The 19930-nt window shown below is 74.5% G+C and carries 14 protein-coding genes; 4 read left to right on the forward strand and 10 right to left on the reverse strand.

Annotated elements, in window-relative coordinates:
- Window positions 1–18: 18 nt before the first annotated feature.
- From GKC29_RS27445 to pcaF, 5 genes are all read right to left on the reverse strand, one after another.
- On the reverse strand, window positions 19–1581 hold the full coding sequence (locus tag GKC29_RS27445; protein ID WP_155333564.1) for an amino acid permease: 1563 nt from the start codon (window positions 1579–1581) through the stop codon (window positions 19–21).
- Window positions 1582–1933: 352 nt separating this feature from the next.
- The gene (locus tag GKC29_RS27450) at window positions 1934–2434 is read right to left on the reverse strand and encodes a DUF456 domain-containing protein (protein WP_155333565.1); all 501 of its coding nucleotides are present in this window, start codon (window positions 2432–2434) and stop codon (window positions 1934–1936) included.
- 121 nt (window positions 2435–2555) lie between these two features.
- On the reverse strand, window positions 2556–4718 hold the full coding sequence (locus GKC29_RS27455; protein WP_155333566.1) for a bifunctional diguanylate cyclase/phosphodiesterase: 2163 nt from the start codon (window positions 4716–4718) through the stop codon (window positions 2556–2558).
- A gap of 5 nt (window positions 4719–4723) precedes the next feature.
- Entirely contained in the window at window positions 4724–5542 is an 819-nt protein-coding gene (locus tag GKC29_RS27460) for an SAM-dependent methyltransferase (RefSeq protein WP_155333567.1), read from the reverse strand.
- A gap of 261 nt (window positions 5543–5803) precedes the next feature.
- Window positions 5804–7009, reverse strand: a complete 1206-nt coding sequence (gene pcaF, locus GKC29_RS27465) for a 3-oxoadipyl-CoA thiolase (protein ID WP_155333568.1) — start codon at window positions 7007–7009, stop codon at window positions 5804–5806.
- Window positions 7010–7115: 106 nt separating this feature from the next.
- On the opposite strand from pcaF, the gene GKC29_RS27470 reads away from it, so the two are divergent.
- From GKC29_RS27470 to GKC29_RS27485, 4 genes are all read left to right on the forward strand, one after another.
- Window positions 7116–8081: a glutathione S-transferase family protein gene (locus tag GKC29_RS27470; RefSeq protein WP_155333569.1), complete on the forward strand. Its 966-nt coding sequence runs from the start codon at window positions 7116–7118 to the stop codon at window positions 8079–8081.
- The gene (locus GKC29_RS27475; protein ID WP_230688841.1) at window positions 8074–8763 is read left to right on the forward strand and encodes a DUF998 domain-containing protein; all 690 of its coding nucleotides are present in this window, start codon (window positions 8074–8076) and stop codon (window positions 8761–8763) included. Before GKC29_RS27470 ends, GKC29_RS27475 begins: the two co-directional genes overlap by 8 nt.
- 206 nt (window positions 8764–8969) lie before the next feature.
- The gene (locus tag GKC29_RS27480) at window positions 8970–10262 is read left to right on the forward strand and encodes a dicarboxylate/amino acid:cation symporter (RefSeq protein ID WP_155333570.1); all 1293 of its coding nucleotides are present in this window, start codon (window positions 8970–8972) and stop codon (window positions 10260–10262) included.
- Between the two features lie 66 nt (window positions 10263–10328).
- On the forward strand, window positions 10329–11396 hold the full coding sequence (locus GKC29_RS27485; protein WP_155333571.1) for an NADH:flavin oxidoreductase/NADH oxidase: 1068 nt from the start codon (window positions 10329–10331) through the stop codon (window positions 11394–11396).
- A 138-nt stretch (window positions 11397–11534) separates the two neighbouring features.
- On the opposite strand, the gene GKC29_RS27490 is transcribed toward GKC29_RS27485, so the two are convergent.
- The 5 genes from GKC29_RS27490 to GKC29_RS27510 all read right to left on the reverse strand — a co-directional run bounded on the left by GKC29_RS27490 (window position 11535) and on the right by GKC29_RS27510 (window position 19930).
- Window positions 11535–15041 carry an ABC transporter ATP-binding protein gene (locus GKC29_RS27490; RefSeq protein WP_155333572.1) on the reverse strand — a complete coding sequence of 1169 codons (3507 nt, stop codon included), beginning with the start codon at window positions 15039–15041 and terminating at the stop codon, window positions 11535–11537.
- A gap of 164 nt (window positions 15042–15205) precedes the next feature.
- Window positions 15206–15799 carry a TetR/AcrR family transcriptional regulator gene (locus tag GKC29_RS27495; protein WP_155333573.1) on the reverse strand — a complete coding sequence of 198 codons (594 nt, stop codon included), beginning with the start codon at window positions 15797–15799 and terminating at the stop codon, window positions 15206–15208.
- A 39-nt stretch (window positions 15800–15838) separates the two neighbouring features.
- A complete protein-coding gene (locus GKC29_RS27500; protein ID WP_155333574.1) occupies window positions 15839–18073 on the reverse strand; it encodes a YhgE/Pip domain-containing protein in 2235 nt (744 codons plus the stop codon).
- Window positions 18070–18966, reverse strand: a complete 897-nt coding sequence (locus GKC29_RS27505; protein ID WP_230688842.1) for an ATP-binding cassette domain-containing protein — start codon at window positions 18964–18966, stop codon at window positions 18070–18072. Before GKC29_RS27505 ends, GKC29_RS27500 begins: the two co-directional genes overlap by 4 nt.
- Window positions 18967–19090: 124 nt before the next feature.
- The gene (locus GKC29_RS27510; protein WP_155333575.1) at window positions 19091–19930 is read right to left on the reverse strand and encodes a DUF4081 domain-containing GNAT family N-acetyltransferase; all 840 of its coding nucleotides are present in this window, start codon (window positions 19928–19930) and stop codon (window positions 19091–19093) included.

Genomic DNA, 19930 nt, shown 5'->3' on the forward strand with positions numbered 1-19930 from the left:
ACCCGGGCGGCACAGGCCCTACTCGGTCGGCTCGGTGACGGGCTCCGCGCCGGTCGCCGGCCTGGGGATCGCCGGGTCCGGCACGTTGTGGCGGGGACCGGTGAACCAGTGCCGCGCGCTGAGCACCCACCACAGCCCGGCGCCGCCGAGTACGACGCCGACCGCGACGATCGTGTAGTTGAAGGTGGTGGCGGTGACGGGGCTGCTGGTCGGAAGCACGAACAGCACGCAGATGATCGCGACCCAGACGATCGCGATCCACCCGACCGCCGCGCTCCACCGGCCCAGGTTCCACGGGCCGACCGCGAAGTCCGGCGTGCGCCGGCGCAGGAAGACCGGCGCCACGTACGCGATGTACAGGCCGATCACCGCGATGGACGTGGCCGCGAGATACGCCGTGGTGTTCCAGAGCGACGGCAGGACCAGCAGCGACGAGCAGGCGACACAGAGCCAGATCGAGTTCGTCGGCGTGCCGGTGCGCCGGTTGACGCGCTTCCAGATCCGGGAACCGGGCAGCGCGCCGTCGCGGCTGAACGCGTACGCCATCCGCGAGTTCGCCGTGACCGACGCCATGCCGCAGAAGAACTGGGCGACCACGCAGATGAAGAGCAGGAACGTGCCGAGGTCGTCGCCGGCGGCGTCGATGAAGATCTGCGCCGGGGGCAGACCCAAGTCGGTGGTCCGCTGCGCCTCGTAGTCCTGGATCGACCAGGTGATGGCGAACAGGAGCACGAAACCGGCGATGACCGAGACCACCACCGACATCACGATGCCGCGGGGCGCGGACCGTGCCGCGTCGTGCGTCTCCTCCGCCACATGGGCGCTGGCGTCGTAGCCGGTGTACGTGTACTGGGCCATCAGCAGACCGATGAGCACCGCGTACCCGGCCGCGCCGGCGAAGGTGAAGCCGGTCTCGTTGCGCACCTCGAGGAAGACCTCGGAGATCGGCTTGTGCTGGTCCGGCACGATCGCGAGCACGGCGACGATGACCGCCACGCCGACCAGGTGCCACCAGGCGCTGATGTCCGACAGGACCCGGACGAGGTTGACGCCGAAGGTGTTGAGCAGGCCGTGGGCGACGATGATGACCAGGAAGATCAGGAAGGTCCGTTCGGCCGTCACCTCCATGTCGAACGTGAGGCTCAGGAACGCCGACGTGGTGATCGCCGCCCCGAAGTCGATCGCGGCGGTCACCGCCACCTCGCCCAGGAAGTTGAACCACCCGACGAACCAGGCCCACGCGGCCTTGTTCCGTTTGGCCAGCGCGGCGGCCCACCAGTACAGCGCTCCGGCCGTCGGGTAGACCGAGCAGATCTCGGCCATGGCCAGCGCCACGAAGATCACCATGACGCCGACGAAGAGCCAGCCCAGCGTGATCGCCAGCGGGCCGCCGGCCGTCATGGCGATGCCGTACGAGGTGATCGCGCCGGCCAGGATGGAGATGATCGAGAACGAGACCGCGAAGTTGGAGAAGCCGGACAGCTTCCGGCGCAGTTCCTGCTGGTAGCCCAGTTGGGCGAGCCGTTCCTCGTCGGTGAGCGGGGCTGGTCGGGGCACGCCGTCCTGGATCGTTGAGCTCATCGATGCCTCCTTGGACCGCCGGAATGAAGGCTGTGACGTACGCCACTTCTGACCGGATGATGGGCCCACGCCCTGAAGCAGGTCAATGGAGATCGACCAAAAATCGTTCAGGACCAGACCATTAACCGATGCCGGCCACCCTGCCCCGCCGCCAAATTACGTTGCCGATCCGGCTGCCGCGACCGCATGCTTGACCACGTGACCAGGCCCGATCACAACGGGCCACCACCGGGCGCTCGGCAACGCCCGGTCCGCGGCGGCGCGGGGCACCCACCATCTCTCTCTCACGCACGGCGCTACGCCGTGCCCGACGGGTCCCCGCGCCGCCGCCCTCCCGGCCGCGGCCCGCCGCTCAGGCGAACAGCAGGCCGGCCACCCAGAGACCGGCCACGGTCAACCCGGCGAGGAACTCCACCAGCATCGAGAGCCCGGCCGCCTTGAGCGCCTGCACCGTGGCCGGCCACGCGAGCGCGTTGCTGCCCAGCCGCAGCCGCTCGGCGCCCCACACCCCGGCGACGAAACCGAGCAGCAGCCCCACCACCGGGATCACGAAGAAGCCCACCACCCCCAACAGGCCGCCCGCCAGCAGCGACGACGTGGGCACGCCGCTCTGCTTGAGGTTGCGCCCCGGCCAGGCGTACTTGACCACCGCCCCGCCGGCCGTCACGACCGAGGCGAGGGCGAGCACCACCCACCGCCCCGGCCCGGCACCGCCGAAGACGGCCCAGACCAGCACCCCGCCCCAGCACAGCGGCAGCGCCGGAAGGCCCGGCACCACCACCCCCGCCAGGCCGGCCAGGATCGCCAGCCCGGCGACCAGCGTGACCACCGCCTGCGTGTCCGTCAGCCCCACGCCGCCACTCTCCCGCACGCCGGGCGGGCCGCCGCGCCCGGCACCCGGCCACCGCGCCCCGCCAGGCCCCGCGCCGAGGCGCCGGCCACCCGGCCACCACGCCCACCCGGGCGTACGCCCGTCACGTCCCCTCCCCGCGGAGCCGGGCGGTGATCTCGGCCGCGGGCGCCGGCGGACCGAACCAGCGCCCCTGCCCGGTGTCGCAGCGCAGCGCCCGCAGCCGTTCGGCCTGCACCTCGGTCTCCACCGCCTCGGCCGTCACCCACAGCTCCAGGGCGTGCGCCAACCGGACCAGGGCGTCCACGATCCGCTCGTCCCGGTGGCCGGCCACCGCCTCCGGACCGTCGCCACGGATGCCCTCCACGAACGGACCGGCGAGCTTCAGGCAGTGGATCGGCAGCCGGCGCAGGTACGCCAGGTTCGAGTACCCGGTCCCGAAGTCGTCGATCGCCAGCCGTACGCCCAACCCGGCCAGGCGGTGCAGCGACCGCAGCGGCTCCCCGGCGGTCCCCATCACGGCGCTCTCGGTCAGCTCCAGCTGCAACAGCCCGGCGGGGAGACCGCTGCACGCCAGCGCGTCGGCGACCGTGTCCACGATGGCCGGGTCCTCCGCCTGCCGGGCCGCGAGGTTGACACTCACCACCAGCTGGGCCTCGGGGAACGCGCTCCGCCACGCCTCCGCGTCCCGGCACGCCCGCCGCAGCACCCACTCGCCGAGCTGGACGATCAGGCCGGTCTCCTCGGCCAGGCCGATGAACCGGTCCGGGCCGACCAGGCCCAGCTCGGGATGCTGCCAGCGGACGAGCGCCTCGACGGCCACCATCGAGCCCTCCAGCAGGGACACGATCGGCTGGTAGTGCAGCACGAACTCGCCCCGGTCCAGGGCCGCCGGCAGCCCGGCGACGAGCGCGGAACGGGCGATGTCCCGAGCGCTGCGCTCCGGATCCCACACCGCCCACCGGCTCCGCCCCTCGGCCTTGGCCCAGTACAGCGTGGTGTCGGCGGCCTTCATCAGCTCCGAAGCGCTGGTCGCGCCGACCGGGCACTCGACGATACCGACACTCGCCGAGACCGCGAGCTGGTGGTCACCGATGCGGACCGGGGCGGCGACAGCGGCCAGGGCGGCCTCGGCCACCGCCACCACGTCGTCGATCTCCTCCGCGTCGTCGACCAGGATGACGAACTCGTCGCCGCCCATCCGGGCGACCAGATGGCCGCGACCGGCGACGCAGTCGGCCAGCCGGCGGGCGATCGCCATCAGCAACTGGTCGCCGAGGTCGTGGCCGAGGCTGTCGTTGACCGCCTTGAAGCCGTCCAGGTCGAGGAAGCAGAGGCCGACGCGGCGCTCGGCGTCGGTGGTGTCGAGGACCAGGCCGAGGGTCTCGAAGAAGAGGGTGCGGTTGGGCAGGCCGGTGAGCGGGTCGTGCAACGCCTGGAAGCGGAGCCGCTGCTGGAGCTCGTACCGCTCGGTGATGTCCTCGACCATCGCCACCGTGAACCGGGGGCGGCCGTCGTCGTACCGGATCAGCGAGACGGCCAGGTCCGTCCAGACGACGCTGCCGTCCTTGCGGTAGTAGCGCTTCTCGACCCGGGCGGAGTCGTGTTTGCCCTCGATCAGCTCCTGGTACAGCTCCCACATGCCGGCCGCGTCGTCGGGGTGGAACAGCGACGCCACGTTGATCTGCCGCAGCTCGTCGATGGAGTAGCCGAGCATGTCGGCGAAGGCCTGGTTGACGTCGATGATCCGACCGTCGACGCCGGCGATGCCGATGCCCATGGCCGCGCCGGTGAACACCGCACGGAAGCGGGCCTCACTGTCGCGCAGCGCCTGCTCCACCTCGTCCCGGGCCTGCCAGGCGGAGCGGGCGATCCGCTCCTGCTGGGCGAAGGTGCGGTCGCGCAGCGCGCGGGCGAACCCGGCCGCCAGCGCGCCCTGCGTCGCGGCGACGCGGTCGGCCGTCCCGGCCGTGGGCGCCCGGTCGGGCAGCACCTGGGCGACGAAGCGGTCGCCGAGGGCCCGCACGGACCAGTCGAGCACACCCGGCTCGGTCAGGTGCGCCTCGACCAGCGCCCGACCGACGTCGGCGGCCGGGCGGGTCGAGAACGGCTCGGCGAGCAGAGCCCGCGCCAGCCGGACGGTGTGCAGGTGCAGCAGCCGCTCCGTCTCACCGGCGCTCAGCGGCACGAAGCCGAGCCGGCGCACGGCACGGGCCCACTCGGCCGCGTACCCCCGGGCGCCGGCCCGGCTGACGTCGTGCCCGCCCGGCTCCGGGACGGCGGCCACCTCGATCAGCCGGCGGGCCGGTCGTACCGGGCCACACCGCCGAACGCGCCGAACTGCTCCGGCTTGTCGTCCACGTCGGACGGCGAGTCGGGCCGCCACAGCGGCATGTGGACGACGCCCGGCTCGAGGATCGTCCAGTCCCCGAAGAAGCCGGTGATCTCGGCGCGGGAGCGCAGCGTGATCTCGGTGTCGGTCCGCGCCGACAGCCGCTGGGCGTCGAGCATCTCCTGCGGCTGGTCCTCGTACGTGGAGTGGGAGATCACGAGGTGGCTGCCCGGTGCGGCGGCGGCCCGCAGCGTGGCCAGGATGTCGCCCGGCCGGTCGGCGTCCGGGATGAAGTGCACCACCCCGGCGAGCAGGATGCCGAGCGGCCGGTTGAAGTCGAGCAGGCCGGACTCGCGGGACTCGGCGAGGATGCGCTCCGGCTCCCGCAGGTCGGCGTGGACCACCCCGGTCAGGTCGTTGCCGACCAGCAGCTCCCGGCTGTGCGCCACGGCCACCGGGTCGATGTCCACGTACACCACCCGGGCCTTCGGGTTCGTGGACTGGGCCACCTCGTGCACGTTGCCGACGGTCGGGATGCCGGAGCCGATGTCGAGGAACTGGTCGATACCGGCGTCCAGCAGCACGCGTACGGCGCGGCGGAGGAACTCCCGGCCCGCGCGCATCGTGCCCGCCAGGTTCGGCGTCATGCTGGCGATCTGCTCGGCGAGCTGCCGGTCGATCTCGAAGTTGTGGGCACCGCCCAGGAAGTAGTCGTACACCCGTGCCGCGCTGGGCCGGGAGAGGTCGATCTCGGCGGGAAGTCCGTCCGGCATCTGCACTGTGCTGCACCCCAAGTCGTCGCCGCGGTGCGGGAGGGAACCGGTGTCGGGGCGCGTGCGGACACACGGAGGCCCACCGGCCGACCCGCGGGTCGTGTGGTGCCCACCACTCTAGGCGCGCCCCACCCGGTACGGGAGATCCAAGCCGGACGACGTCGCCCGCCGGCCCCCGCCGTCACCCAGCGGAACCGACCGACCACAGTGGCCGGTGGGGTCACCGTACCGCGTCCCCCGGTGCCCGGCGGACGCGGTACGGCCGGCTCAGCCGGCGGCCTCCAGCAACAGCGAGATGCCCTGGCCCACGCCGACGCACATCGTGGCCAGCGCGCGCCGGCCGCCGCGGCGACGCAGCTCCAACGCGGCGGTCAGGGCCAGCCGGGCGCCACTCGCGCCGAGCGGGTGCCCGAGCGCGATCGCGCCGCCGTTCGGGTTGACGTGCTCGGCGTCCTCGGGCAGGCCCAGCTCGCGCAGCACGGCCACCGCCTGCGCGGCGAACGCCTCGTTCAGCTCGACCACGTCCACGTCGCCCAGCGCCAGGCCGCGCCGGTCGAGCAGCTTACGGGTGGCCGGCACCGGACCCACCCCCATGATCCGCGGGGGTACGCCGGCCGCGGCGGCGCCCGCAACCCGGGCCAGCGGGGTGAGCCCGTACCGGGCGACCGCGGCCTCCGACGCGACCAGCAGCGCCACCGCGCCGTCGTTGACGCCCGAGGAGTTGCCGGCGGTCACCGTGCCGCCCTCGCGGAACGGCGTGGGCAGCGCCGCGAGCTTCTCCAGCGACGTCTCCCGAGGGTGCTCGTCGACCTCGACCAGCTTCGTCTCCCGCCGGCCGGCGGGGGCGGTGACCGGCACGATCTCCTCGGCGAACCGGCCGTCGGCCTGCGCCTTCGCGGCCCGCTGCTGGGACCGGTACGCGAACCCGTCCTGGGCGGCACGGTCGACGCCGTACTCGGCGGCCACGTTCTCCGCCGTCTCCGGCATCGAGTCGATGCCCCAGCCCCGCTTCATCAGCGGGTTGACCAGCCGCCAGCCGATGGTGGTGTCGTACACCTCGGCGGTGCGGGCGAACGCGGTCTCCGCCTTGGGCAGCACGAACGGCGCCCGGCTCATGCTCTCCACGCCACCCGCCACCACGAGGTCGGCGTCGCCGGCGACGATCGAGCGGGCGGCGGACGCGAGGGCGTCCAGGCCGGAGCCGCAGAGCCGGTTGACGGTGCTGCCGGGCACCTCCTCGGGCAGGCCGCCAAGCAGCGCCGCCATCCGCGCGACGTTGCGGTTGTCCTCGCCGGCCTGGTTCGCGCATCCGAGGACGACGTCGTCGGTGCGGGCCCAGTCCACCGACGGGTGGCGGGCGACCAGCTCGCGGATCACGTGTGCGGCCAGGTCGTCGGGGCGGACGCCGGCGAGCGCGCCGGCGTACCGGCCGATCGGGGTGCGGACACCGGCCACCAGGTATGCCACGGTCATCGCGAGTCCTCTGGGGGTGGGAAGGGTGGGGTCGGAGCGCCCGCCGGGTCGCGGCCGGCGTTCCGGGGGCCAGGATATCCGCGCGCGGACGGGATAGGTTGACGGCATGGCCCGGGCCCAGTTCAGCGCAGAGACCAGTCGCGGTGGCGAGTTCGTACGCCAGCCCAACCGGTTCACCGGTCGGGTCACCCCGCATTCCACCTCGGCGCCGGGTGGTGGACCGGACGACCAGGACCGCTGGCCGGTGGAGCCGGGCCGCTACCGGCTGATCTGGTGCCGCGCCTGTCCCTGGGCGCACCGGGCCCGGATCGTCCGCAGCCTGCTCGGGCTGGACGACGTGATCTCCCTCGGCACCGTGGACCCGATCCGGGACGAGCGGGGTTGGCGGTTCACCCTCGACCCGGACGCGTTCGACCCGGTGCTCGGGATCGGCTACCTCTCCGAGGCGTACCTGGCGACCGACCCCGACTACACCGGCCGGGTCACCGTTCCGGCGCTGGTCGACACACTCACCGGTCGGGTGGTCACCAACGACTACCCGCAGCTCACGCTCGACTTCTCCACCGAGTGGCGACGTTTCCACAAGCCGGGGGCGCCGGACCTGTACCCGGTGGAGCTGCGCCCGGAGATGGACGCGCTGATGGCGGAGATCCACCGGGACGTCAACAACGGCGTCTACCGGTGCGGGTTCGCCACCTCCCAGTCGGCGTACGACGAGGCGTTCCGGGCGCTCTTCGCCCGGCTGGACGCGCTGTCGGAGCGGCTGGCCGACCGGCGCTACCTGATGGGCGACTCGATCACCGAGGCCGACGTCCGCCTGTTCACCACGCTGGTGCGCTTCGACGTGGCGTACCACGGGCACTTCAAGTGCAACCGGCAGAAGCTGACCGAGATGCCGGTGCTGTGGGCGTACGCCCGGGACCTGTTCCAGACGCCGGGCTTCGGCGAGACGGTGGACTTCGACCACATCAAGCGGCACTACTACGCCACCCACAAGATGATCAACCCCACCGGGATCGTGCCGCTGGGTCCGGACCTCGCCGGCTGGACGACGCCCCACGGACGTGGCTGACCGGCGCCGGGGCACCGCGACCGCCCGCCGGCCCCCGGCCGGGTCCGCCGCCGTGGGCACTCGCCGGGCGGCTGCCGCGGCGGTCGCGGCCGGCAGCACCGTCGCCGGGGTCGCCGCGGTGACCGTCGCCGTGGTCGCCGGTCCCGGCCCCGGTCTGACCGGGTACGTCAGCGAGGCCGGCGTGGCCGGCAGCGCGTACGCCCCGGCGTACCGGATCGGGGTCTTCGCCCTCGCCACGGCGTTGCTGCTGCTCGCGGCGGCGCTTCCGGCGGCGCTGCGGCCGGCGGCGGCGCTGCTCGCCGCCGGTGGTCTCTGCACCCTGCTCTCCGGCGCGGTCACGTGCAGCGCCGGCTGCCCGTTGCCGCCGTTCGAGCGGGCCACGGTGGCCGACCTGGTGCACGGCGGGGCCAGCATCGCCGCGACGGCGGCGGTGGTGTTCGCGATGCTGGCGGTGGTGTTCGCGATGCTGGCGGTGCTGCTCTCCCCCGCCGCGCACCGGCCGCTGCGCCGGATCGCCGGCGTGGGCGTCGCCCTGGCGCTGCCGCTGTCCGGGGCGATCGGCCTGGCGATGCTGACGGTCGGCCGGAGCGGCCTGGTCGGGGTGCTGGAGCGGCTGCTGCTGGCGGTGGCCGCCGGCTGGGGTCTGGCCACCGCCGCCGCGCTCGGCGCGGCCCGGCGGTGAGGAGACCCGGGCTGTAAGGAGCGTCACCCAAGTCGGTCCTTCCAGCCGTGCGTGCGCCGCGAGTAGCGTCGGCCAACGATGACCAACGTCTGGAACCTCACCGTGCGCCTGTACGTCGACCTCCGACTGCAGGCCAGCGGCGTCTGTCCGGCGCGGCTTCTCCCCTGACGCCGCCCTGACCGACCCCCTCCAGACTTGGACCTTCCGTGCGCAGAGTTCCCTTTTCCATGCAGATCCTGCTCGGGCTCGTTCTCGGCGTGGCGCTCGGCTTCCTGGCCCGCGCCAACGACCTGACCTGGCTCGCCAGCACCCTCGACACCGTCGGCGGCCTGTTCGTCCAGCTGCTCAAGCTGGCCGTGCCGCCGCTGGTCTTCACCGCGATCGTGGTCAGCGTGGTCAGCTTGCGGGGCGTGACGAACGCCGCCCGGCTGGCGCTGAAGACCCTGCTCTGGTTCGGCGTGACCGCGCTGGTCGCGGTGGGCGTCGGCATCGGCCTCGGCGTCCTCACCGACCCCGGCCGCGGCGTCACCCTGGACACCGCCGCCGCCACCGCCCCGAAGAAGACCGGCTCGTGGACCGACTTCCTCACCGGCATCGTGCCGACCAACCCGGTCGGCGCGTTCGTCGAGGGCAACGTGCTCCAGATCGTCTTCCTCGCCCTCGTCGTCGGCGCCGCCGCACTGCTCGTCGGCCCGGCCGCCGAGCCGTTCGTCGCGCTCAACCGCGCGCTGCTGGAGATCGTCCAGAAGGCGCTGTGGTGGGTGATCCGGCTCGCCCCGATCGGCACCCTGGGCCTGATCGGCAACGCCGTCGCCTCGTACGGCTGGGACCTGCTGGCCCCGCTCGCGCGCTTCACCACCGCCGTGTACGTGGGCTGCGCGATCGTGCTGTTCGTCGTCTACCCGCTGCTGCTTCTCGGCGCCGGCCGGCTCAACCCGCTGCGCTTCTTCGCCGGCGCCTGGCCGGCGATCGAGCTGGCGTTCGTCTCCCGCTCCTCGGTGGGCACCATGCCGGTGACCCAGCGCTCGGTCGAGCGCCTCGGCGTCCCCCGCGAGTACGCCTCCTTCGCGGTGCCCTTCGGGGCCACCACGAAGATGGACGGCTGCGCGGCGATCTACCCGGCCCTGGCCGCGATCTTCGTGGCACAGGTCTTCGGGGTGGACCTGGGCGTCACCGACTACCTGCTGATCGCATTCGTCTCCGTGGTCGGCTCGGCGGCGACCGCCGGCCTGACCGGTGCGATCGTCATGCTGACCCTGACCCTGAGCACGCTCGGCCTGCCGCTGGCCGGCGCGGGCCTGCTACTGGCCATCGACCCGATCCTCGACATGATCCGGACCGCCACCAACGTGGCCGGTCAGGCGCTCGTGCCGACGATCGTCGCCGCCCGGGAGGGCACCCTCGACCGGACCGCGTACGACTCGGCCGGCCGGCGCGCCGCCGTCGAGCGCGAACCCCGCCCGGCCCGGGACGAGGACCTGGCGCCGGTCCCGGCCTGACCATCCCGTCCGCGACGGAGGGCACCGCACCGGTGTCCTCCGTCGCGCTGACGAGAGGATGACGAGATGAGCACCCTGTTCACCCCCCTCGCCCTGCGCGCGGTGACGCTGCCCAACCGGGTGGCCCTCGCGCCGATGTGCCAGTACACCGCCGGCCCGGACGGCCTGCCGACCGGCTGGCACCTCGTGCACCTCGGCACCCGGGCCGTCGGCGGCGCCGGCCTGGTCCTGACCGAGGCCACCGCGGTGCTGCCCGACGGGCGGATCAGCCCCCAGGACACCGGCCTCTGGTCCGGCGCGCACGTCGACGCGTGGCGGCCGGTCACCGCGTTCGTCGCCGCGCAGGGCGCGGTGCCGGCGGTGCAGTTGGCGCACGCCGGATTCAAGGCCTCCACGTACCGGCCGTGGGAGCCGCGACGGGGTGGCGTTCCGGACACCGAGGGTGGCTGGACCCCCGTCGGCCCGGGCAACGAACCCTTCGTTCCCGACTACCGGCGTCCGACCGCGCTGGACGAGTCCGGCATCGCCGCAGTGGTCGAGGCGTTCGCGGCGGCGGCCGGTCGCGCCGTCGACGCCGGCTTCCAGGCGGTCGAGATCCACGCCGCGCACGGCTACCTGCTGCACGAGTTCCTGTCGCCGCTGACGAACCACCGCACCGACGGGTGGGGCGGCGACCGCGCGGGCCGGATGCGCCTCACCCTGGCCGTGGCGCGGGCGGTCCGCGCCGCCGTCGGCGAGGACCTGCCGGTGCTGGCCCGGATCTCCGCCACCGACTGGGTCGACGGCGGCTGGTCGGTCGACGACAGCGTCGACCTCGCCGGTGAACTGGCCGCCGCCAGCGTCGACCTCGTCGACTGCTCCTCCGGCGGGGCGTCCCCCGACGCGACGGTGCCCGTCGGCCCGGGCTACCAGGTGCCCCTGGCCGCCCGCATCCGGCGGGAGGCCGGCGTGGCCACCGGCGCGGTGGGGCTCATCGTCGAGCCGGAGCAGGCCGAGCAGATCGTGGCGACCGGAGAGGCCGACCTGGTGCTGCTCGGCCGGGAACTGCTCCGCGACCCGTACTGGCCGCACCGCGCCGCCGCCAAGCTCGGCACCACCCCCACCTGGCCCTCCCAGTACCTCCGCGCCACCTGACCCACCCCCACCCGCCCCACCCGGGTTGATCATGAGGTTAGCGGGTGGTTCTGCCCGATTTGACCCCGCTAACTTCATGATCGACGCAGCGTCGGGCGGGGGGTGGGGCGGGGGGTGGGGCGGGGGGGTGGGGGCGCGTCAGCCGGCCAGGTGGGACCAGGTTGGTTCCAGGTCGCGCCAGGGGCCCTGGGCGGCGACCCGGCCGTTCTCCAGCACCACGACGTGGTCGGCGCGGACCAGCGCCGCCCGTTTCGACGTCGAGCCGACCACCGTCACGCCGTGCCGGCGCAGCGCCTCCCAGAGCGCCAGCTCGGTGGTGACGTCCAGCGCGGACGACACGTCGTCGGCCACCAGCAGCTCGGTACGCGGTGCGAGTGCCCGGGCCAGCGCGAGGCGCTGGAGCTGCCCGCCGGAGAGCCGGGTGCCCTTGTGTCCGATCATCAGCCCCAGCCCGGCCCCGGACGCCGCGAGGTCGTGGTCGAGCTGGGCGGTCGACACGGCCGCGGCGGCGTCGACCGGATGGCCGAGGGTGATGTTGTCGGCGACCGTCCCGGACAGCACCCGGGGCAGCTGGCCGACGTAACCCACCTGGTGCGGACGCAGGAACAGCTCCGGTTCGGTGACCGGCTCACCGTTCCAGGTCAAACGACCCGTGTGCGGCGCGATCCCGGCCAGAGCCCGCAGCAGTGACGACTTGCCCGAGCCGACCGGCCCGACCACCAGCACGAGTTGGCCGCGCTCCACGGTCAGGTCGACGTCCCGCACGGCCGTCGTGCCGTCGGTGTGCCGGACGCCGAAGCCGGACAGCTCCAGCCGGCGCAGCGGGTGCCGCGGCGGCACGGCCGGCGCCGGTGCCTTCCCGGTGGCCAGGTCCACGTCGGGCAGGGAAGCCGAGTACGCGGCCACGCCGGCCATCGCCATCGTCCGGCGGGTCCACACCCGCGCGGACGGCACCTGCGAGATCAGCGACGCCGTGGTCCACGCGAACCAGCGCGCCGCGGCGAGCGTGGCCACGGCGACCAGGGTCGCCCCCGCCGACAGCGTGCCGGTCAGGAACAGCGCCCAGGCGCCGATCGGCAGCAGCCCGCTGACCAGCGACGGCGTCGACCGGGACCACACCTGCACGGAGATCTCCCGCCGCTGCCGCTCGCTGCGCGTCACGTCCAGGTCGGCGAGGTGGGTGAGCACCGGCCGGGTCGCGCCGGCCAGCTTCACCGTGCGGGCGGCGGACAGCGAGGAGACCAGCGCGGTCGCGAACGCCGCCCGCGCCGCCACCGTCTCCCGCGCGGTGCGCTCCAGGCGAGGGCCGAACAGCGTCGCCGCCAGCCCGGACACCAGCATCGTCCCGGCGAAGAACAGCCCGGGTACGACGCTGCCGGAGATCGCCGTCATCGCCACCAGCAGCACGAGTGCGGCCGCCTGGTCCAGCAGGTTGTCGGCCAGTTGCACGACCCGTTCGGTGTCACCGCCCTGGGCCACCACCTCGGCCGGGGTGTGCGTGCTGACCCGCCGGGGCCCGGTCTGCCCGTGCACGAGGCGCAGGCTGATCCGCAGCATCTGCCGGACCCACCAGCCCGGGAACCAGATGCTCGTGTACCAGGGGACGGGCAGCGTCACCAGCAGCCCGGCGGCGATGCCGAGCGCCGGCAGCCACGGGTCGCCGACGCCGTCGACCACGTCCGCCCAGAGCCACGGCAGCAGCGGGCCGTCCAGGCCGATCAGCACCAGCACCATGAACAGCGCCAGCGCCGCCAGCCCGTACCGCGGGTCGTTGAAGACCAGCCGCACGATCTCCCGCAGCGTGCCCGCGAACGTCGCGGTCGGCGGTGGCGTGCGGTCCTCGGGCGCGGCCCCCGCCGGTGGTGTGCGGTCGGCGGGCTCGGCGGACGGAGCTTGGTCCCCCGGCGCGTCCGGCTCCGGGCCCTCCAGCAGGTCGAGCCCGCCGCCGCGGCTGCGCGTGCCACCCCGGGCGTACGCGGCGGTGTGGCTGGTGGCGAGCAGTTCGGCGAAGCGCTCCGACTCCCGCAGCGGTCCCGCCTCGACCACCGCGCCGTCGGCCAGCACGACCACCTCGTCGCAGTGCCGCACCGAGGAGAGCCGGTGGGCGATGACGATGCCGATCCGGTCGCGCAGCAGCCGCTCGGTGGCGCGTTGCACGCGCGCCTCGGTGACCGGGTCGAGCCGGGCGGTGGCCTCGTCCAGGATCACCACGTGCGGGTCCCGCACCAGGATCCGGGCGAACGCGACCAATTGCTCCTGCCCGGCGGAGAGCACGTGCCCGCCCTCGCCGAGCCGGGTGTGCAGCCCGTCGGGCAGCTCGGCGATCCAGGCGGCGAGACCCAGCTCGTGCAGCGCGCGGGCCGCGTCGTCGAGCAGGCCGGAATCGAAGAGCGCGACGTTCTCGGCGAGCGTCCCGGCCAGGATCTCGGTGCGCTGCGGCACCACGGCGATCCACCGGCGGAGCTGCTCGACGTCGAGGTCGCGCAGGTCGCGGCCGCCGAGGAAGACCGTCCCCGCCGGCACGTCGACGGCCCGGGTGAGCACCTTGGCCAGGGTCGACTTGCCGGAGCCGGTGCGGCCGACCAGCGCGTACGAGCGGCCGCGGGTGAAGGTCAGGTGGACGTCGCGCAGGGCGGGCCCCCGGGTACCGTCGGCCACCGGGTAGCGGAAGGTGAGCCCCCGGACCGAGAGGTCACCGTCGAGCGGGGCCTGCCCGCCGGTGGGCTCCTGCGGCGAGTCCTCCAGCAGCTGCACGCGGCCCCAGGCGCCGAGCGCGTACTGCAGCTCGGGCACCATCCGGCTGACGTGCTCGACGGTGGCGCCGAACGCGATGGCGAGCAGCCACACCGCGGTGAGTCGGGCGCCGTCCATCCGGCCGGTGGCCAGTGCCCACGCCCCGGCGAGCACCACCGCCGCGATCCCCGCACGGGTGACCCCGGCCGCCACGGTCGTCACCTTCGCCGACATCCGCCAGACCCGCAGGCCGCGGGAGAGCACGGCCGCCGCCCGCGTGGCGTAGAGCCGGAGCACGTACGGCTGGGCGAGGCTGGTGCGGACGTCGTCCTGGCCGTGGATGGCCTCCTCCATCACCGCCGCCAGGTCGGACCAGGCCTCCTCCTCCGCCATCCGGGCCGGCACGATCCGGGCGGTGGGCCGGCGCAGGCCGACGACGAGCGCACCGGCCAGCACCAGCATGGTGACGCCGGCCGGCCACCACACGCCGATCGCGACGGCGGTGGAGAGCACACCGACCGCCAGCATCTGCGCGATGCGTACGCCCTGGGCCCGCACGGCGGCGGCGACCTGGTAGACGTCGCCGTCGATGCGGTCGAGCAGCTCACCAACCGGCGTCGTCTCCAGAGTGGGCAGGTCCTGCCCGAACGCGACCCGGCACAGCCGGCGCCGGACGGCGGCGGACCAGTCCGCGGTCACGCCCGCCATCAGCAGGCTGACGACGAGGTCGCTGACGACGGCGGCGACCAGCGCGGCGGCGAGGACGGTGAAGTATCCGGTGGACCGGTGCAGCAGGACCGGCCCGGCCAGGGCCGCGGCGGCCGCCTGGCCGCCGGCGCCGAGCACGACCAGGACGGTCACGATCGCCATGCGGCGGGGCGACGTGGCCCACATGTCGCGGAGCAGACGCACGGCGAGACCCCTTACGGCAGACGGTGGCGGTAGGACCAGCGTCGCCCGAGTCGACCCGGGCGATCAACGCATTTACCCGTCGATGCGTCGCCGCCTGGTGACGCGCGGTAGCGCGTTAACAGGGGGCCCCTCCTCTACCGCAGGCGTTATCAAGGGGCCCTTCCTTACACCTCGGCGACCCGTCGCACGATGGTGAGGAGGGCGTCCTGCACGTCCTCGAGGGGGCGGTCGGGCTGGAAGACGAGCCAGTCCACGGCGACCACCAGGCCGACGCCGAACAGCGCCGACGAGGCGGTCCGCACGTCCAGGTCCGCCGGCAGGTCCCCGCTGGCCACGCCGGCCCGTACGGTCTCGGCGATCACCTCGATCGCCTCGCCGCGCAGCAGCCGCAGGGTCTGCTGCCACTCCCGGTTGGTGCGCCACATCTCCGACAGCAGCAACTGGGCGAAGGCCCGGTAGCGGCGGATGTACTCCAGTTCGGCGCGCACCAGGGCGGCCAGCGCCTCGCGGGGCGGCAACCCGGCCACGGCGGCGCGGAACTCGGCGGTCAGCAGACCGATGCCGTGCCGCAGCAACTCCTCGAAGAGGACCGTCTTGGACTGGAAGTTGTAGTAGACGGTGCCCTTGGCGACGCCGGCGCGGGCGGCGATGTCGTCCACGGTGGTGGCGGAGTAGCCCTGCTCGGCGATGAGTTCCACGGCCGCCTCGAAGAGGCGCTGACGGGTGTCCTCCCGCCGCCGGCTCCGTCCGTCCGCCACTCGCTCTCCCCCGTGCACTCCGCGCCGCCCCCAGCATCCTCACATGGCCAGCTCCGGGTGGAGGGTGGCCGGGGTCAGCCGGCGCGCCCGCCGCGCGGCGAGGCCGGTGAGCACGAGCGCGCCCGCCCCGAACGCGACCAGCACGAGCGCGCCGGTCACCACCGGCCCGACCGCCCCGCCGTTGATGGTGTGGCGCAGCGCCGTGACCAGGTAGCTCATCGGCAGCCACGGGTGGATCACCTGGAAGAAGCCGGGCGATGTCTCCACCGGGTAGGTGCCGCCGGACGAGGTGAGCTGCAGCATGAGCAGCGCCAGGGCGGCCAACCGCCCGGCCGGGCCGAGCTGCGCGCCGAGCCACTGCACGGTCGCGGTGAAGACGAGCGAGGCCAGCGCCAGCACCCCGAGGGTCGCGGCGGGCCGCGCCGGGTCCAGCCCGAGCGCCAGCGTCACCACCGCGAAGAGCACCCCGGCCTGGGCCAGGCCGATCGCCGCGGCGGGCAGCCAGCCCGCGAGCGCGACCCGCCAGGCCGCCGCACCGGACATCACGTGCCGCCGGTTGAGCGGGCGCAGCAGCAGGTACGTGATCATCGCGCCGACCCAGAGAGCCAGGCCGAGGAAGTACGGGGCGAAGCCCACGCCGTACGAGCCGGCGGCGTTGTGCGCGGTGCGGTCCAGCGCCACCGGATCCCCGAGGATGTCGGCGCGGGCGTCGGCGTCGTCGTACCCGGGGATCTTCCCGGCCCCGGCGGTGAGCCCGTCGGCGAGGTCGCCGGCGCCCGTGCCGAGCCGCGTCAGCCCGTCGGCGAGGTCCCCGGCGCCGCCCTCCAGCCGGACGAGTCCGTCGGCGAGCCGTTCACTGCCGGCGCCCAGCCGCTGGAGGCCGCCGTCCAGTTCCCGGGCGCCGCTGGCGAGGCGGAACAGCCCGCCGTGCAGCTCGTCCGCGCCGGTGGCGGCCGTGTCCAGGCCGTCCCGCAGCCGGGCACTGCCCTCGGCGAGGGTGGTCAGGCCGGTGGCCAGTTCGTCCACCTTCGCGCGGGCGGCGGCGACGTCGTCGGCGAGGTGCGGGGCGGCCGCCGCGATCTCGCGCGCGGTCGCCGCCACCGCCGTCATCCGCTCCCGCAGGGCGGCGAGGTCGGTCCGTTCCAGCCCGGCCACCACCGCCTCGGCCGCGGCGACCGCCTGGTCGGCGGCCCGGCGGGCGGCCACCACGGCCGGGTCGTCGGCCAGCTCGGGGTGGGCCGCGACCAGCGCGTCGAGCCGGTCGCGGACCGCCCGGGCGGCGGTCACCGCCTCCTCGGCCCGGGTGGGCAGCACGTCCAGCCCGGCAGCGAGGGCCTCGGCGCCCTCGGCCACGGCGGTCGCGGACGTCTCGATCAGCTCGGCGTTCTCCCGCAGCACCGGCTCGACCCGGCCGGCCGCGTGGTCGACCCGGTCGGCGACGGCGCGGGTGGCGGAGGCCGCCCGTGCCGTCCCGTCGGCGAGCTGCACCGCGCCGGTCCGCAACTGCCCGAGCCCGTCGGCCAGGTCACCGGCGCCGTCGGCACTCCGGTCCAGGCCGCCGGAGAGCTGGCCCGCGCCGGCCGTGGACGCGTCCAGGCCGTCGGCGAGCCGGCCGGCACCGCCCACGCTCCGGTCCAGTCCGCCGGCCAGCGTCCCGGCGCCGTCCGTGGCGCCGCCGAGGCCGTCGGCGACCTTCCCCGCGCCGTCGGCAGCGCGGGCCGTCTCCGACTTGAGGTCCGTGAAGCCGACCAGCATCTTCGCGAAGTAGCCCGCGGCGGTGCTCTCCCCGGCGGCCGCCCGGATCTCGGCGAAGGCCGACCGGGCGAGCAGCCCGGAGAGGTAGTTGGTGGAGTCGTCGCTGACCAGCTTCAGCCGCCCCTGCCGGGCCGGCCGCGCGGGGTCCGGGCCCGCGGCGAGGGTGGCGGAGAAGTCAGCCGGGATGGTGAACGCGAGGTGGTACCGGCCGCCGCGCAGTCCGGCGGCGGCGTCCTCGGCGTCGGTGACGTGCCAGCCGAACACCCGCCGGTCGAGCAGTTCGTCGGTGAGGTCCTGCCCGGCGTGCACGGCGCTTCCGTCGCTCGCGGTGGCCGGGCGGTCGGCGTTGACCAGTGCCACCGGGATGCGGTCGAGCTTGGTGTACGGGTCCCAGAAGGCGTACAGGTAGAGGGCACCGTAGAGCAGCGGGATGACGGTGAGCACGGCCAGCGCGGCCCGGGGCAGCCGGCCCCGCGTCATCCGGCGCAGCTCGAAACGGGCCAGTCGGAACACGCTCACGGGGTCACCTCGACGGTCTCGACGTCGGTCACGGAGGGGTCGCCGTCGCGGGGCGCGGGTTCGGCGGACGGCGCGGCTGTGGTCGGTGGCTGGGCGTCGGCGGGCGGCTCGGGCCCGGCGGACTCGGCGGTGGGCGCGGGTCTGGCGGACGGCGCGGCTGTGGTCGGTGGCTCGGGCCGGAGCGGAGCGCGGGTGTCGCGGGTGAGGGCGGTGGTGAGCGAGGGCACCGGCGGTGGGTCACCGAGGCGGTGCACGATCGCCGGGCTGTCCGGTTCGACGGCGCGGGCGGTGGCGATGACGGCGTAGCCCCGGTCGGCCAGGTGGCTGAGCGCCGTCCAGAGCCAGGCGCGCTCGGCGGCGTCCGACCCGGCGTCCACGTCGTCGGCGACGATCAGCGCCGGGCCGCTCAACGTGGCCAGGACGAGCCCCAGCACCTGACGCTGCAGCGGCGTCAGGTCCCGGCCCCGGGTGGCCGGGTCGAACGGCACGTCGTCGGTCAGCCCCGCGCCGGCGATCGCGGTGGCGAAGGCGTCCCGCCGGTACGCGCGCCGGGCCCGCAGGGCCGCCACCGGCACCAGTTGGCGACGCCGGTGCGGGACCGGCCCGAGGAGCAGCAGCCGCTCCCGGACGTGCTCGGCGACGGTCAGCGCGGGATCGGGCTCGTGCACGTCGGGAACGTGGCCGAGTGCGGAGGTGCCGTGTCGCAGCAACCGCCCGTGCGTGGTGGGGAAGCGCCCGGCGAGGGCGAGCAGCAGCGATGTCCGTCCGCTGCCCGGGGGCCCGACGACGGCGTGCAGGTCGCCGCGGGCGGCGGTCAGGTCGACGTCCCGGAACACCCAACCGCGCCGGGTACGCAGGCCGAGTTGGTGCGCCTCGATGACCGCATCCCCCACCAAGCACTCCTTGAACTGACCGGTCAGTACAAAAACATGCCCAGCATAGTCCCGGCCGTCCGATCCGGAACTCATCGGCCGACGTGATCCGGGCCATGCGGCCCGGCGCCCCGGGTGGCGGGCGTCAGAACAGCACGGTGGCCAGGGTGCCCACCGGGCGGAAGCCGCAGCGCTCGTACACCCGCCGGGCGGGCACGTTGAAATCGTTGACGTACAGGCTGACGGTCGGCGCGACGCGACGCAGCGCGTCCCGGACGACGGCCGCCATGGCGGCCGTGGCGATCCCCCGGCCCCGCCACTCCGGGGCGACCCAGACCCCCTGGACCTGCGCGGTCCGCCGGGTGACCACCGCCAGCTCGGCCTTGAACACGACGGCGCCGTCGACGAACCGCGCGTACGCCCGGCCGGCCCGGACCAGGTCCTCCACCCGGCGACGGTAACTACGTCCGCCGTCCTCGGCCAACGGCGAGACACCCACCTCCTCGGTGTACATCGCCACCGCCGCCGGGAAGAGCCGGTCCACCTCACCTCGGCGTACCCGGCGCACGTGCGGGTCGACCGGCACGCCGGGCACCTCGTCGGTGGCGAGCAGCGGCTGGTTGGGGCGGACGTCCCGGGCCGGACCCCAGGTCGAGGAGAGACGGTCCCACAGCCCGAGCACCGCGTCGGCCCGCCCGACGATCGAGGAGCAGAGCCGCTCCTCACCGGCGAGCAGGTCGGCGAACGCGGCGACGGCCGGCTCCGAGGCGAGCACCGGCGTGAGGTTGCCGCCCAGCCAGCAGAGCGACTCCAGCTGGCGGCGGTTGCCGTACCCGAGGACCCGCCCCTCCGCGCGCCACCAGGCAAGGCCCCGCGCGGCGACCCGCTCGGCGACCTGCGCACCCGCGTACGGGTCGAGGTCGAGCAGGCGCTCGACCGCGCGGCGCTCCGATTCCCCGAGTTGCCGTACCGGCGCCGTCAGCAC

It is taken from the genome of Micromonospora sp. WMMC415 (assembly GCF_009707425.1).
In the GTDB taxonomy this organism is placed as follows: domain Bacteria; phylum Actinomycetota; class Actinomycetes; order Mycobacteriales; family Micromonosporaceae; genus Micromonospora.